Consider the following 16,013-nt stretch of genomic DNA (forward strand, 5'->3'; position numbering starts at 1 on the left):
GTGCTGGGTCACTCCCTAGAACTGCTGCCTGTGTTTCTCCATGGGCGCTTCGACCTCCCCTCATAGAGAATATCACTACATGAAATCGGATATAAAGCACCTTCAGGACGTTCTGATGCTTCTATAAGACACGGTTGCATCCCCGCGAGAAATGCGGGAAACAAGAAAAGGTAATATTCGCGGGGTGAAAATCCGAGATCGGCGGCCAGCGCGGCAACCAATCCTGCGTAATTCATTTTCATTCGCCAGCGGCCTGCGAACAGAAACTCTTCGATCTCAAATGCGAGTCGCAGATATACTCCTTCACCGAAACCAAGTTCCTTTTTCAACGCCAGCAAATGCTGGTTGCGTTCATCGCCGTTGATAAGCGGTCGGCCATAACCCGCAATACTACGATTGCTTTCCAATTCTCGACGAACGCACTCCTCCAAGGAGCATCCTTCGTCCAATTGCTTGCGCGTACGCAGAAGAAATTCAATCGCGCGTATATCAATTCCACGCCCATAAATCGATGCTTCCGATACTGCCAACGCAGCAGCTACACCTAGATTGCCAGTACTGCGAGCACTGCCGGCAAGCGCAGCGACCCTGTTATTCCAGAGTCGAACATCCGGATAGCTAGTGTAGGTCCAGATCGAATGCAGCAACCGCAATTCCTTCGGAGAGAAACGACGTCCAGTGATACCAAACGTATAGAGCTCCACCCAGTCCATGTCCTTGAGCTCTGTATGCAGGTCATGGCCTCGAAATATCACATGACTTCCCGGAAAAAAAGTCCCCATGCGGCTTTTTAGCACGCCGACATTCTCACGCAACAGATCCGGCCCCTTCGACCCTGTCTTCATGGCTGTCCCCAATCGGATTCATCAACCAACTCCACTGTCCCAAATGGAAATTTCTTGTAGCCGAGCGGACGCTGTTCCAGTGCGTGAGCGGCAGCACCGGGCAGCCGCAACAACAGGTGAACCATTTCCGCCTGTTCAGGTGAGAACCCAAGGTCGGCGAATGCAGCTGCGGCAACCCCCGATAGAGCCAGAGGGATTCCGGCAAGCTTTTCCATTGCTTCCCTGTTCTCATTCAGCCAGGGCAGAAACGGTCCGGATTGATATCGAACCAGGCAGGAAAGAGTTTGCGTCACTGTTGTAGCAGTACTGACGCCGTGTGGGTCAAAGCCAGGGGGGTGATCAGCTTTTGGCCAAATACTCCCCGCAGGCGTTGGGAAGTTATCGAAGCGGTTCTTCCATGCGCCAAGATCGGTGCCGCAAGAAGCCCAACCTTCCATCGCAAGGAAAATCTCCCGACCCCCTGACAACTGCCCGGCGCCAACAGCAAGCGCGGCCATTAACGAAGATGCAGCTGTCGAGCCACAGACACCCCCGCACATTGCAGCATGTATGGAAGCATCGCGAGGCCCTGGGTTGGCAAGGGCAACAGCCAAAGCCTCCAATAAATCCGCTTGTGCTGCCGTTGGCGGCTCCTCAAAAAAAAGCAAGTAGAGCATCTCCACCCAGCGTGCTTGCCCCACCATTTCGCCGTAGACATCAAAACCTCGGCAATAGGCTGCCTTGGTAGCAAATGGATTGTCCGGCTCGGCTTCTTCTCGCCAAATTCGGCTGCGAATGGCGTTCGGGTTTTCTTTTTCGCTCATTGTCTTTGGTCGCCCGCTATAACAAACTCATGCCGCCATCGACCACGATTTCTTCGCCGACCACATATGCGGAGTCGTCGGAAGCGAGAAACAACGCAGTCTTTGCAATTTCGTCGGGTGTTCCAAATCGCTTGATGGGGGATTTGCGCTCGATCTCCCCTTTGACGGCCTTGACCATCTCCGCAGGAAGTCCGAAGCGATCAAAAATCGGAGTGGCAATCGGCCCCGGGCTAATAGCGTTCACTCTTATGCCGCGCTCAATCAATTCCAGCGCTAGCGACTTCACGACAGAGCGCAACGCCGCCTTGCTCGCGCCATATACGCTGAAGTTGGGAGAGCCCAATTGATTCGTAATCGAGGTCGTGACGATGATCGACGCACTGGAACTGAACAGCGGCAACGCTTTTTGAATCGTGAAGAACACCCCCTTGAAATTGGTATTCATGATTTCGTCAAAAAGCGACTCGGAGACATGTTCAATGGGAGCCGCCTTCGCCGCACCAGCATTAAGGAGTAACACATCGATTGTTCCGAAACGTGCTCTCGCCTGTTCCATCAGTGACTCGATTGCGGAGATATCGCTTGCGTCACTGCAAATCGCCAGCGTTTCAATTCCCAATTCCTGTTGTGCACGAGCCAATCCCTCGGGATCTCTGCCCGTAATAATCAGAGACGCGCCCTCGTCCTTGAATAATTTCGCGGTCGCCAACCCAATGCCACTGGTCCCGCCAGTGATCAATACGTTTTTTCCTTTTAGCCGGTTCATCGTTTCTTCCTAAAGCAAATCTCTTAAAATGCGCATCCGAACACTCATCGGCGGTACCTCTTCCGGATCCACCAACACATCCAGCAAGGTCGGCCCCGCGCGCGTGCACATCGCTTCCACATCGAGTTTCATCAAATCTTCCGGGGAGCGAATCGTGAATCCTTCCGCGCCAAGCGCCCTCGCCAGCGCCGCAAAATCGGTCGGGGGCAAATCGCATCCGATCTGCTCCGCCTTGGCCAGCCGCTGGCCGTGCTTGACCATGCCCAACGCCCGGTCGTTGAGTACGACAAAAATCACGGCGAGCTTTTCTGCTACAGCGACCGAGACTTCCTGTCCGTTCATCAGCATGCTGCCGTCCCCGGTGATGCATACGACAGGCGCGTCGGGATTGGCGGCGGCAGTGCCGACTGCGCCGCCGATCGCCCATCCCATCGGGGCGTAATTCATCGTCACCCGCAGCCATCCGCCGGAGGTCTTGCGACGTCCGAGCGTTCGCTTGCGTTCGCTGCCCAGCCGGCGTTCACCGACACGGCGGTCTCTTGGGTGCAGATAGTGCGTGGACCAGGAGACGCTGTTGCCAGTATCGGCAAGGAAGCGCGTGGTCGGCGGGAACATCAGCCCAAGCTCGCGCATCAATCGTTGCGGCTTGATCGGCGTTGCGTCGCTCAGGTATTTGTCCATGTCCGACAACATGCGGTCGGGGTCGGATACACGTATGTCCAGATCGCGCGAGGCGCGCGCGTGCTCGATTTCGTAGGAAGCGTGCTTGCTCACGTCCTTCATGCGTTCGAGCAGGCGATTGAAAATCGAGAGAATGCGCCCGCGCACATGAAAGCGCGCCATCGGCGTTAGCGCGAGATGGTCTTCCGATTCGTCGATGTGCACCATGCGCTCGTTCAGCAGGCTGTCGCTCCATCCGCCGCTGTTCCATTCGCCCATGCTGGCGCCGACCGCGAGAATCAGGTCCACTGATTCGTCGCGCAATGCCGCCTCCGCCGATGCGTGGCCGCCGAATCCGAATACGCCGCGGAACAAGGGATGATGCGGACTGACCGATCCCTTGCCGTCCGGCGTGGTGACAAAGGTCGCGCCGATCAATGCGGCGAACTGAAGAATCGAGCCCGCAGCTTCGCCACACCATCCGCCGATCAGCAGAACGACTTTTTTTGCGTCGAGCACCATCCGGTACACGGTGTCCACCGCCTCTTCATCAACGAGCGATGAGGGCGCCAGTAGTTGGCGCAGATCGTACGACGGTTGCGCCGGGGTGCTCGGACTGCGGAACACGTCGACTGGCATGCTCAAGTGCACCGGCCCGCGCGGCGTGCGGGTTGCCCTCTGCAGCGCGGCGATCAATTTCGGTTCAAGTTGCTTCGGATGGGACACGAGCGAGTTGTAGCGCGTGCAGTGGCGGAACATGCCGAGCACATTGACGCCGGTACAGCTGGATTCCTGCAGCGCGTGCTTGCCGAATGCAGGCAAGGCCGGCTGGCCGGTGATCACCAGCATCGGGATGTTGTTGTCGTAGGCACCCGCGACCCCGGTAATCAGGTTGGTCGCGCCAGGACCGGAGGTGGAGCAGCAAACGCCGATATTGCCTGTCTCGCGTGCATAGCCATCAGCCATGAATGCCGCACCGGCTTCGTGCCGCGCGAGGATATGTTGAATACCTCCCCTGCGGCGGCTTCTTGCGATGGCATTGTAAAGAGGTTCGATCGCGCCACCCGGAACGCCGAAGATGTATTCGACGCCAATCTGCTCCAGGTAGGCCACCAACAAATCGGCAACTTCAATTTCCACGGAGGGTTCGGAACTGCTTTGAGAGTTGTCCTGTTCCTCGTCATGAACATAGTATGTGTGCGAGATGTTGGTGCGCATAATGGATGCTTGCTTTCGATCTGTTTAACGACTCCCTTATTGTTCTTAGCGAGAAGCACAAAACCGCATCCCATTCCAAGAGCCAGTTATTAACCCCGGGCAATGTTACCGTAAATTGCCAGCCAGAAGTAAGCTGAAGTGAAGAAAGTACATCTCGGGAATGCTGATGCGAAATATGTGTCGTCACTCAAAAGAGACGTCTTTGAAACCGCGCTTTCAGAAACGAGAAGCGGACGAGAGAAGCGGACAAAATCAGGATTGCCGAAATGCAAGCATTTCGGGATACCCTCATGCATGACATGTGGCGTCGCTGAAGCGATAGCAACTCTTGCCACACTCCTTGGCTCGATACATCGCATGATCGGCTTCGCTCAGCAGCAGTTCGGGAGACTTTGCGCCGCCCTTCGTGCTGCTGATGCCGATGCTGGCCGAAATCCTGATCACCCTGCCGTCCAGTTCCGTCAGCGCGTGCAGCTCATGCAACACAGCCTCGGCGATCCGGATCGCGCCATCGGGAATATGTATTTCGTTCAGCACGATCACGAATTCGTCGCCACCGAGGCGGCCCATCGCATCTTCCTTGCGCACATGCCGCTTGATGCGCGCCGCGACTTCCTGCAACACACGGTCGCCAGCCGCATGGCCGTAGGTGTCGTTGATTTCCTTGAACCCGTCGAGGTCGATGAACATCAGGGCGACGACCCATCCGCGCCGCTCGGCGCGCTGCAAAGCCTGTGTCAGCTCCGCCATGAGATGACGACGATTGATGAGCCCGGTCAGGGTGTCGTAGGTTGCCAGCTCCGCCAGTTGCGCGGACCGATGCTCCAGCTCCGCGGTGCGTTCTGCGACACGTTGTTCCAGTGTTTCATTGGCGACCTGCAAATGCTTGTTGACCCGCGCAATCACCTGGTAGCTGTGCATCAGGCGCCATGCCGCATAGGACAACAGGATGAGCAGGAATCCCGAGTACGCGAACAAATACGTCCGATAGCGTTGTTTCTCCTCCAGCATGCTTTTGAATTGCACATCAAATGCACTTCTCACATCGTCGATCCGTTTTGCGGTCGGCAGGGAGACAATGCGCGTCGTCAGCGCATCTTCGGCCAGACGTTGCCGCACAATGATGCGCGCATGTCGGGTCAACAAATCCAGCGACTCTCGCAGCGTGTCCGGATAGGTGCCGCGTCGCTCCTCGATCCTGGCGACCGTCGAGAGAATTTTTTCTTCCAGCTCCGCCGCCGGGTTGAGGTTGAAGAGCAGGATATCCGTCAGAAGCTGATCGACCTCTGCTGACAGCGCGGCGAGCGGCCGCACCTGCTTCGAGCCTGTGCCATGCTCCTGGTGCAGCATCGCGTGGAGGTCCTCGACCGCAGTCGGAAAATAAAACAGTGAATTTTGCAGCAAGGCGTTCTGCGACTTGAATTGCTCGATCAGGTCTTCCTTGCTTGCGAACGCGACTTCCAGCTGATGCGATGCCGTTTCAAGCGCATTGCCTTGCGCCATGTCGACGCCCTGCCTCAGACGAGCGCGCAACGCGTGCAGATGTTGCAAGAGCGTGGTGACCGGATCATAGTTGCTGTTGATGCCGATGCGCGACTTGAGCACATTGGCATTCCATTCGGCGTCCAGTTGCTTGAGTTCACGCAACACCGGCAGGACGTGATCCTGCACATCGATATCAATGGCCTGCGTCCGGTAGTACAGAAATCCCGACAAGGCCGACAAAACGATGAAGCCGAGGCAGAGCAGCAGGGCGCGCGGATGTCTCATTTCATTTTTCGGCAAGCGCATGTGACGGGACCTGCCCGCTCAAGCTGTTGAGAAATTTGACGATCAGCGTCTTGTCTGCCCTCGGTGCCGATCGTCCGAGCTGGTACTTGAACATGACATCGACTGCCTCTTCCAGGTTTGCCGCCGACGCGTTATGAAAATACGGCGCCGTGCGTGCGACATTGCGCAGGCTTGGCACCTTGAACACAAACTTGTCGCTGTCGCGTCCGGTCACCAGGTAGCGTCCGAAGTCGGCGTCGTCCGGCTTGAGGTACGGTCGCACCACGCCAAATACCTGGAACATGTTGCCGCCGACATTGATGCCTTGATGACATGCGATGCAGCCATAACTCTTGAACCGTGCATAGCCCTGCTTTTCTTCCGCGGTGATGGCATTGGCGTCGCCGCGCAGGTAGGCATCGAAACGCGAAGGCGTCACCAGCGAACGCTCGAACTCGGCGAGTGCATCCATGGCACTCTCGCGGCTCAGACCGCCGAGGTAGACATTCTTGAAATCGCGTACAAGTTCCGCATCGAGCGACAGCTTGGCAAGCACGCTTGTCCAGCTTGTATCGAACACATTGGGATTGGTGATCACCAGATCGATCTGATGCTCCAGTGTTTCAGCCTTGCCGTTCCATAACTGGCGAAAATTGAATCCGCTGTTGAATACGGTCGGCACATTGATCATGCCAACCCGGCCATCGACTCCGACCGGGCGCGCCCGCCCGTCCGCGCCGCCCCTGGCGAAATCATGGCAACTGGCGCAACTGACCTTATTGTCGCGGGAAAAGCGCGTATCGAAAAACAGGCGCTTGCCAAGGGCTGCCTTGGCGGCATTGAATTCGATCTTTTCAGGCAGGGGCCGGATAGGCTCATCCGGCAGAAGCCGCATGCTTGTGTCAACGCTGTCCGCCGCCCGGACGCCGGCTGTACCCAGCAGCATCGCCATCAAGGCAAGCAATCGAAAAGTGAACATGGCGATCAACAATCTGCGCATCCAAATGGCATTTGCCATTCGTGAAGGATAGCAAGAATCGCCGCAATCGAGTTGCACAACAGAAACAAATTAGCGCGTCAAGCGCGCGGCATTGCCTTGTTGATAATCTCGTTCACCGCCGCGACGCGCGCCGCGTGGATTGCCTCGGGAATGTGCTGTGGTTGTTCGAGGTAACGGCCCGCGATCTCACCGGCGTTGACCGATTGCGCCGCGCTGAGCGCCGACTCGAGATGTGCGGCCTGGGGGAACGGCCTGTCAGCAAAGCCGGCGCGGCCGCGATGATCGCATTCGGAAGCACGCAGCATGTCAATGAAGCGTTGCGGCTTGCGGAAAGCGTCGCAACGCTCCAGCAAAGTGACGATGGTATTGGGGCGCAACTCCAGCGCGTGTCCCACGTTGCCGTGCTCGCGCGCGGTCATCACAGCGAGGTCGCGGCAGTCGTTCGGAATCTTCAGCCGCTTGCACACCTGTTCGACCAGACGCACGCTGCGTGCTTCGTGACCGTGATGCTTGGGCCACTCCTCCTTTGGCGTCGTGCCCTTGCCCAGATCATGCATGAGCGCGGCGCAACGAATCGCCAGGCTGAACTGTCGCTGCGCGGCATAGTCGATCACCATCATCACATGCACGCCGGTGTCGATCTCCGGATGATGCTGCTCCGGCTGCGGTACACCCCACAGCGCGTCGAGCTCCGGCAGGATGCGCTCCAGCGCTCCGCAGGCCCGCAATACCTCGAACATGCGCGACGGTTTCGTCTCCATCAAGCCACGCGACAACTCCTGCCAGACGCGTTCGGGTACCAGCGCATCGACTTCGCCTGCTTCCACCATGCGACGCATCAGCGCATTGGTTTCGGGTGCGAGCGAAAAATCGGTGAAGCGCGCCGCAAAGCGTGCCACGCGCAGAATGCGCACCGGATCTTCCGCGAAGGCCTCCGACACATGACGGAACACGCGTGCCTGCAGATCCTTCCGTCCGCCGAACGGATCGACGATCACACCATCCTCGCCCTGCGCCATGGCATTGATCGTCAGGTCGCGCCGGACCAGGTCCTGCTCAAGCGTCACGTCGGGTTCGGCATGAAACAGAAAGCCTTTGTAGCCCGGCGCAGTCTTTCGCTCCGTACGCGCCAGCGCATATTCTTCATGCGTCTTCGGATGCAGGAATACCGGGAAGTCCTTCCCTACCGGCGTAAAGCCGCGTGCGATCATCTCGTCGGGCGTCGCGCCGACCACCACATGGTCGTGGTCCTGTACCGGCAGACCGAGCAATGCATCGCGCACCGCGCCGCCGACGACATAGGTCTTCATTGCCTTGCGATCAATCCGGATAGACTTCGTACTTTTCGATCCTGTCCTGTTCCGCGACCGCCTCGCGCATCCATTGCGCCACCGCGGGGTGTGCCACGACGCGGTCGACGTAGGCCTGCAGTGCCGGGGCCAGCCACACGCCAAAGGTGCGGAAACGCATGACGACCGGTGCGAAATACGCATCCGCAATCGAGAAGTCGCCGAACAGGAATTGATGCGGACCGGAGCGGGCCAGGCAGTCTTCCCAGATTTCGCAGATGCGCGCGATGTCGGCTTGCGCTTGCGGCGTGCGCCCCTTGCCGGGGAAGCTCGCACGAATGTTCATCCACATCGCCGTACGCAGGGCAGTGAAGCCGGAATGCATTTCAGCGCACACCGAGCGCGCGATTGCACGTGCTTCCACGTCGCGCGGCCACAAGCCCTTGTCCGGAAACTGTTCCGCGAGATACTCGCAGATTGCCAATGAATCCCACACCGTCGTTTTGCCGGCAATCAGCACCGGAACGCGCCCGGCAGAGGAGTACTGCGCGATGCGCGACGAGGTGTCAGGGCGGTCAAGCGAAATGCGGATTTCCTCGAACGGGATGCCGAACGCCGTCATGACCAGCCATGGGCGCATCGACCAGGACGAGTAGTTCTTGTTGGCGATGACGAGTTTCAGGCTCGACTTCTTGGCTGCATCGAGTGTTTGGGAAAGTGTCGGGTCGAGTTCGGTGCTTTGCATGCTTCTGTCCTGTCGTTTCGGTATTGCCTCGCGTGAAATGGCGTCACCCCGTGCCGCGGCACACGGAAACATTCGAGGATAAAGCTTTTGCGTGACTTTGCCAAACCGGCAAAGTCACGTTCAGGTTGCTACCAGGGAAGTGTCAGGGCGCGACGTGCACCGAATCGACCGGACCGTGGGGCTGCAAGCCGCGCAGATAGTAGGGCGCCACAGCTTCCAGCGGTGTCGGCTCGATGTGGAGCTCTTCAGCCATCGGACCATGTGCGACATTATCGACTTTCATCGAATCGAGATTGTCGCGCGTGATCACCGGATCTCCGGGCAGGTGTTCCAGGATGAATGCCTGCAAGCGCGCCAGCGTATGCGGCATTCCGACGACCGGCCGCGGATGGCCCGAATAATTGCCGGCGACTTCCACCAGCTCGCGCAGCGTGTAGACCTTCGGCCCCGCCAACTCATAGGTCTTGCCGATCGTCTGATCATCGTAAAGCGACGCGACGAAAGCTTGTGCCACGTCTTCCACGAATACCGGCTGGAATTTCGCATCCGGGTTGGCAAGCAACATGACCGGCAACAGCTTTTGCAAGGATGCGAACATGTTGAGGAAATGATCATGGTCGCCGAACACCACCGACGGCCTGAATATCGTCGTCCGCACGGCGGGATTGGACATGGCGGCCGCTTCGCCGTCGGCCTTGGAGCGCAGATACATCGACGGCGCATCGGGCGCTGCCCCCAGCGCGCTCATGTGCAGATAGCGATGCACGCCCAGCTCGGCGCAAGCAGCGACGATTCTCTTCGGCAGTTCGACATGGGCCCGCGCGAAATCCTGGCCATAGGATGCGCCGGAGGATGCCGGTTTGCCATGGAGGATGCCGACCAGGTTGATCACCGCATCCTGGCCGCGGATCAGGTTGCGCAACTGCGCGTCGTCGTGCACGTTTGCTTCGACCACTAGTTCGACGTCCGGCAGCAGCAGCAGATGTTGCGCATGCGACTCGCGTCGCGTCGGCACCGTCACCCGGCAACCGGTATCCGCAAGTTTGGCGACGATATGGCTGCCGATGAAACCGGTGCCCCCGATAATCAGAACGGATTGATATTCCATTGCCAGAGCCTTTCTTAGTAAGCGCATCTGACAATGCACACAGCGCGGGTCGCGCACCAGCGCAATGTCAGGTGCTTGGAGAATCAGCTCCGCTCTGTCGCTGCTCGCGTCAAGGCAAGTCGCTTGCAGTAAATCCTTTCGGCGCCACCATTCCCAGACGCGCCTTCAACGACTGCGGTTTGCTTTCGAACAGCGCCGCATAGTAGGTCGCGTTCGACAACACTTTTTTCACATACTCGCGGGTTTCATTAAACGGAATCGACTCCGCGAAAATTGCTCCTTCCACCGCACGCGGGAGCGTCGATCGCCATGCGCGCGAACGCCCCGGTCCGGCGTTGTACGCAGCCGTTGCCAAAGGCTGCGAATCATCCAGATCGTGCAATACCATGTTCAGGTAGTTCGTGCCCAGAACGATGTTGGTATTGATGTCTGTTACTTGCCCATGAGCATAATCGCTCATACCGATCTTGCGCGCAACGAAGCGCGCGGTGGCTGGCATGATCTGCATCAAGCCAGACGCACCAACTTGTGATCTTGCATTCAAAATAAAGCGGGATTCCTGCCGAATCAGGCCATACACCCATGCCATGTCGAGGCCGAGCCGCTGTGTCGCCGAGAGCATCACGTCGCGGAACGGCGATGGAAAACGCTGGGTGAAGTCGAATTCCGACCGGGTGCGGTCCGAGGTGTTGACCATGCGATCGAGCACGTTCTTCTGCCGTGCGAATTCCGCCGCGGCCAGGTGCTGACGCTCGTTCATCTTGCGCAATTCCCAGTTCCACTCGCGGTAGCCTTCAAAGCGCATGTTCATGTCGAAAAACTTGAGCGCGCGGCGAAAGCCCTCGTTGTTCGCCATCGGCGCTATTTCCTCCGCGGTCACGGGCTGCGCGCGCGGCGGAATCGCGATCTTCTGGTCCAGTTCCTCCAGCGCGAGCTGGCCATAGAAATTGGTTTGGTCCGTGATGGACCGGAACAGTTGCTGTGCCTCGTCCTTGTTGCCCTCGGCGAGCTGCGCACGCCCCAGCCAGTAAATCCAGGCCGGATCCTTGCGCAAGGAGGCAGGCATGGAGTCGATTGTCGCCTTCACGAGTTTCCATTCGCCTGCACGCAGCGCGGTGCGCGCCTTCCACTGATAGCCATCGAGCGACAAGGGCGCGCCGGCCGTGCGATGCCAGTACACCACCGCATCCGGTGCAAGCTTGACCGAGGTCGGCAAGGCGATCTGCGCCCAGCTCTGCGCCAATTCACGCTCGCTCAGACGCTCGGAAGCGGACACCAATGCCTTGACCGCACGCTCGGGATTGTTCCTTGCGCTGCGCCCCAATGCCACAATGAAAACTTCATGACTCACACGGCCGCTTCCCGGTCCGCGCGCCAGTACCGCGTCCGGCTTCTCGAGCGCCTGCATCAATATTTTTTCATTGATATCCATCGCCGGTGCGATGCGCCGTATCGTCCCGCCGAAGCCCGATTCCGCCACCAATCGCACCTGCGCCCAGAAGTCGTCCGCCGTGAACTGATTGGTCTGAACCAGCGTTGAAATCAGAGAAGCGCAGGCTTCGCCATAATTTTGCGGTGCCACCAGCAAGGCACGCGCCTCGTCCGCAACGTTCTGCCCTTTCTCCGCTTTCGACAGCAAGGCGTAGCACTTCACCTGTGTGTCGTCGTTCACCACGAACTGCGGATATTGTTCATCGAACAGCGTCCAGTTGCGCGCACGCCCCAGTTCCAGCAGCCAATCGTTGCGCAGGCGATCGGCAATCGCGCTGCCTTCGTAACGGTTCAGGAAATCGCGGATCTCCTGCTCCGAGGCGCTGTTGATGCGCGGTCGCAGACGGAAGTAATCGACATAGGAAGGAATGGCATAATTGCCAAGGCGAGAAGCAAGCTCCTGCGCACGGGCGGTATCGCCGTTGCGCGATGCTTCGCGCAGGGCGGCAAACACATCGTCGTCGCTGGCAAGAACGGCAACAGGCTTCTTCGCCTCCGCAACCGGCACAACAAGAACCGCCGAAGCCGCAGCAAGCGCAATGCCGGCAATCCATTTCATGGGAAACATCAAAAGGCCTTCTCTAACACTGACTTTACATTTTGTAGGATAGCATGTGAAGTCACGAATATCGCGACAAATCCATGCCTGAAAACACTGCACAAAAAGCCGACCTGCGGCGTGAGCTGCTTGCATGCAGACAAGCAATTGATCCGGAAGTTCGACGCGGCCGCGATGAGCGCATTGCCAGCCGCGTGCTCGCATGGTGGAAGCAGGATCGCCCTTCTTGCCTGGGTGTCTACATGCCGATGCGTGCGGAACCCGACCTGCGCGGCGCCTATCTTGAACTCGCATCTCTCGGGGTAACACTTGCCCTGCCGATTGTGACCGGACGGGAGGCGCCGCTGGCATTCATTGCATGGGCACCGGGCGATCCTTTGACGAAGGATGCTTTCGGCGTGCTGGTTCCCGCATCGGGTGAAGCCGTGCAGCCGGACGCCTTGTTGATTCCCTGCGTGGGTTTTGATGCGAGCGGGTTTCGTCTCGGCTATGGAGGCGGTTTCTATGACCGCACACTGGCCTCGCGGCCGCGCCCGGCGGCCGTCGGCATTGCCTATGCCTGCATGCGAACACGGTTCGACGTATCACAGCATGACGTGCCGATGGATTTGATGATCACGGACTGAGTGACATCATCGCACCAGTCCGTCGCTGCCTGCGCTCAGGTCTTGTAGATGCCGCAAGCAATCAGCACATCGCCGGCGCGTTCCAGATAGGATGACTTGACCTTGATTTCATTGGTCACCGGATGGGCCCATTTGTATTCGATCCAGCCCTGCCCCTTGGACTTGGCCATGTTGGCCATTTCCTTGACGAACAGCTTGCCGTCGACATCCTTGCTGGCCGGGCCAAGCCCGACCGTGCGCGGATTATTGCCGTGTGCGACAAACGCCGCCTCATCCACGCTGATCGCCATCAGATAAAGATCGCGGTCGATGAATTGCCCCTTGCCGAGCTTGTTGATCTCGTCGATCAAGGCATTCTTGCCGTGCTTCCTGCCAAATTCGATGCCTCGCTTGACCATCGCAACGGCCTCGTCGGCGTTGCCGTGTTCGCGGTCGCCGAGATTGAAGCCTGAGACGGATCTCAGCAGGGATACGGCTTGCTCATTGAGCGAAGTCGCGGTCCTGGCCGCATCTTCGACCAGTTTCGCATTTTGTTGCGTCATGCCGTCGACTTGCGTGATCGCGTGATTGACGGAAGCGATGCCGGCGCTCTGCTCATTGCTCGCCGCGCTGATGTCCCTGATGATTTCGGCAACCTGCTTGACCGACAACACGATCTCATCCATGGTGTGGCCGGCATCGTCCACCAGCTTGCCGCCGGCCTCGACCTTCTCCACGGAGTCGTTGATGAGCGTCTTGATTTCCTTCGCCGCACCGGCGGAGCGCTGCGCCAGTGCGCGCACCTCCGCCGCCACGACCGCGAAGCCGCGTCCCTGCTCGCCTGCGCGCGCGGCCTCGACGGCAGCATTCAAGGCAAGGATATTGGTCTGGAACGCGATGCCGTCAATGACGCCGATGATGTCGACGATCTTGCGCGAGCTATCCTTGATCGATCCCATGGTTGTCACCACCTGATCGACCACATCGCCGCCCCTGACTGCCTGCTCCGACGCCGAAAGCACAAGACGATTGGCCTGTTGCGCGTTTTCCGCATTCTGATGGACCGTGGAAGTCAGTTGCTCCATCGACGACGCTGTCTCCTGCAGAGAACTGGCCTGGGTTTCGGTGCGCTCCGACAGGGAAGTATTGTCGCGGTTGATCTGCGAGGAGGTGCTGGTGACGGTCGTGGTGCCATTGCGCACATCGCTGACGATCTTGAAGAGCCGGTCGTTCATTTCCTTCAACGAATGCATGAGCTCGCCGATCTCGTCGCCCCCCGCCTCGTCGAACGTGCCGGTCAGGTCGCCGGATGCCATCCTCCTGGCACTCTCAAGCGCTACCTGCATCCGGCGCGTGAGACTGCGCACGATCCACCAGCCGCCCATGGCGCCGAGCACAACGACAAGCACGCCGGTGCCGATGATGGCGCTGCGCACGCCTCCCTGTGTCGAGGCCGCGGCCAGAAGCGTGATCGCAGCTGTCGCCAACAGAACAAGAGTGAAAACAAAAGCAAGGCGAACACTGAGCCTGATGTTTGCCGCGTTCATGGATGTCTCCCGTGACTGGATTCCGTGCGACCGGAATTCTGTTTTTATCGAAATGACAACATCGCCGGAAACAGGAGCAGCGATGCATTCCAGTCCGTTTTGTTGAAAAAAGAAGCTGTGAGTTACCGCACAGCAACGAGATAATGCCAGTTTATCGGCCTCGCTGCATGCTTTCTGCAACTTTGCAGACAACAAACCGACGATCAAGGATGTTCCGCAGACGGGATTGCAACAAGCGACGGATAGAAAAGCCGTAAAAACCGCTCCCGATCAGGAGGAAGTGCGGACCGGCAATCCGGCCCGCGTGAGACATGAGGATCGTGAAGAAAGCGAAATTCAGCGCGCCCCGGACGCATCCAGACGACGGCAGATTTCAGTCGTGGCGACTGCCTGGTTGAGCGTATAGAAATGCAAGCCCGGCGCACCGCCCGCCAGCAGGCGTTCGCACAAGGCAGTCACGACGTCCAGGCCAAATGCCTTGATCGACGCGCTGTCGTCCCCGAAACTGGCCAGCTTGAGACGAATCCAGCGTGGAATCTCGGCGCCGCACATATCCGAGAAACGCATCAACTGCGAGTAATTCGTGATCGGCATGATTCCCGCAGTGATGGGCACATCGGCGCCTGCCTTGCGTGCTTCTTCGACAAAACGGAAATAGGCATCCGCATTGTAGAAATACTGGGTGATCGCCGCGTTGGCACCGGCTTTCACCTTGCCCACGAAATTTTGCACGTCATCCTGCGGCGATTTCGCCTGTGGATGCATTTCCGGATAAGCCGCCACTTCGATATGGAACCAGTCGCCGGTCTCGGCACGGATGAATTCGACCAGTTCATTCGCATAACGGAATTCCCCGGATGAATAGCCCACCGCGCCATAGCCGCTCGGCAGGTCGCCGCGCAGCGCAACCAGCCGCCGAATCCCATGCGATTTGTACTCGTTCAGGATCTCGCGCAGGCTGTCGCGCGAACTGCCGATGCAGGACAAATGCGGCGCCGCCTCATGGCCTTCGCGCCGGATCTCGAGCACCGTCTCAAGTGTCCCTTTTTGCGTCGAACCACCCGCGCCGAAGGTCACCGAAAAATACTTCGGCTTCAATTCCGCCAGTTTGAGACGGGTGGCACGCAGTTTCTCCACGCCCTCGGGCGTCTTGGGCGGGAAAAACTCAATGCTGAAATTATTTGGCTTCATCTTATTTAAGTATGAGTGATGACAGCGCCCACGAAATCAGGCTATACAAGATGGCTCCGCCGACCGCCGGCCAAAACCCGGCGACGTGGAATCCGCTGACGAAATTGGCGACGGCGAGAAACAGCAAACCGTTAATCACGAAGATGAACAGGCCCAGCGTCAGCACCGTCACCGGCAGGGTCAGCAGCACGAGGATCGGCCGGATCAGCACGTTGACCAGCCCCAGCACCAGCGCGGCAATCAGCGCAGTGCTGAAATTTTCGACGCGGATGGACTGCATCAGATACGGCAATGCAAATAGCGCAGCCGCATTGATCAACCAGGTAATGAGTAAACGCATGGTCCGCCTCCGATCAGTTCACAGGACGTGATGTCAGACCGCAGGGCGCGCACGCCCGGCGGCCACCTCTTGCCAG

General features: G+C 58.5%; 14 protein-coding genes. 1 reads left to right on the top strand and 13 read right to left on the bottom strand.

Annotated elements, in window-relative coordinates:
* Positions 1-8: 8 nt before the first annotated feature.
* The 10 genes from E6W33_RS01230 to E6W33_RS01275 form a co-directional block, all read right to left on the bottom strand.
* Entirely contained in the window at positions 9-845 is an 837-nt protein-coding gene (locus tag E6W33_RS01230) for a citryl-CoA lyase (RefSeq protein WP_136413415.1), read from the bottom strand.
* On the bottom strand, positions 842-1,648 hold the full coding sequence (locus E6W33_RS01235) for a citryl-CoA lyase (protein ID WP_136413418.1): 807 nt from the start codon (positions 1,646-1,648) through the stop codon (positions 842-844). Before E6W33_RS01235 ends, E6W33_RS01230 begins: the two co-directional genes overlap by 4 nt.
* Positions 1,649-1,664: 16 nt before the next feature.
* Complete coding sequence (locus tag E6W33_RS01240) at positions 1,665-2,414, bottom strand: SDR family oxidoreductase (RefSeq protein ID WP_136413420.1); 750 nt, start codon at positions 2,412-2,414, stop codon at positions 1,665-1,667.
* Positions 2,415-2,423: 9 nt separating this feature from the next.
* Positions 2,424-4,214, bottom strand: coding sequence for a thiamine pyrophosphate-binding protein (locus tag E6W33_RS01245; RefSeq protein WP_247869482.1), 1,791 nt, complete (start codon positions 4,212-4,214; stop codon positions 2,424-2,426).
* Between the two features lie 366 nt (positions 4,215-4,580).
* A complete protein-coding gene (locus E6W33_RS01250; RefSeq protein ID WP_168798476.1) occupies positions 4,581-6,062 on the bottom strand; it encodes a DAHL domain-containing protein in 1,482 nt (493 codons plus the stop codon).
* Between the two features lies 1 nt (position 6,063).
* The gene (locus E6W33_RS01255) at positions 6,064-7,041 is read right to left on the bottom strand and encodes a cytochrome c peroxidase (protein ID WP_136413426.1); all 978 of its coding nucleotides are present in this window, start codon (positions 7,039-7,041) and stop codon (positions 6,064-6,066) included.
* Between the two features lie 98 nt (positions 7,042-7,139).
* Positions 7,140-8,372 carry a multifunctional CCA addition/repair protein gene (locus tag E6W33_RS01260; RefSeq protein ID WP_136413429.1) on the bottom strand — a complete coding sequence of 411 codons (1,233 nt, stop codon included), beginning with the start codon at positions 8,370-8,372 and terminating at the stop codon, positions 7,140-7,142.
* A gap of 10 nt (positions 8,373-8,382) precedes the next feature.
* Complete coding sequence (locus E6W33_RS01265) at positions 8,383-9,096, bottom strand: glutathione S-transferase family protein (protein WP_136413431.1); 714 nt, start codon at positions 9,094-9,096, stop codon at positions 8,383-8,385.
* A gap of 142 nt (positions 9,097-9,238) precedes the next feature.
* A complete protein-coding gene (locus E6W33_RS01270) occupies positions 9,239-10,204 on the bottom strand; it encodes a complex I NDUFA9 subunit family protein (RefSeq protein ID WP_136413433.1) in 966 nt (321 codons plus the stop codon).
* Between the two features lie 109 nt (positions 10,205-10,313).
* Entirely contained in the window at positions 10,314-12,263 is a 1,950-nt protein-coding gene (locus E6W33_RS01275; protein WP_136413435.1) for a lytic transglycosylase domain-containing protein, read from the bottom strand.
* A 74-nt stretch (positions 12,264-12,337) separates the two neighbouring features.
* On the opposite strand from E6W33_RS01275, the gene E6W33_RS01280 reads away from it, so the two are divergent.
* Positions 12,338-12,880, top strand: a complete 543-nt coding sequence (locus tag E6W33_RS01280; RefSeq protein WP_136413437.1) for a 5-formyltetrahydrofolate cyclo-ligase — start codon at positions 12,338-12,340, stop codon at positions 12,878-12,880.
* Positions 12,881-12,915: 35 nt separating this feature from the next.
* Here the strand turns inward: E6W33_RS01280 and E6W33_RS01285 are convergent, their stop codons facing one another.
* The 3 genes from E6W33_RS01285 to E6W33_RS01295 form a co-directional block, all read right to left on the bottom strand.
* The gene (locus E6W33_RS01285) at positions 12,916-14,406 is read right to left on the bottom strand and encodes a methyl-accepting chemotaxis protein (protein WP_136413439.1); all 1,491 of its coding nucleotides are present in this window, start codon (positions 14,404-14,406) and stop codon (positions 12,916-12,918) included.
* Between the two features lie 336 nt (positions 14,407-14,742).
* Entirely contained in the window at positions 14,743-15,597 is an 855-nt protein-coding gene (metF, locus tag E6W33_RS01290; protein ID WP_136413442.1) for a methylenetetrahydrofolate reductase [NAD(P)H], read from the bottom strand.
* A 1-nt stretch (position 15,598) separates the two neighbouring features.
* Positions 15,599-15,937 (bottom strand): phage holin family protein, encoded by a 339-nt coding sequence (locus tag E6W33_RS01295; protein ID WP_136413444.1) that lies wholly within the window; start codon positions 15,935-15,937, stop codon positions 15,599-15,601.
* Positions 15,938-16,013: the final 76 nt, after the last annotated feature.

This window comes from Herbaspirillum sp. ST 5-3, assembly GCF_004804275.1.
GTDB lineage: Bacteria > Pseudomonadota > Gammaproteobacteria > Burkholderiales > Burkholderiaceae_D > Noviherbaspirillum.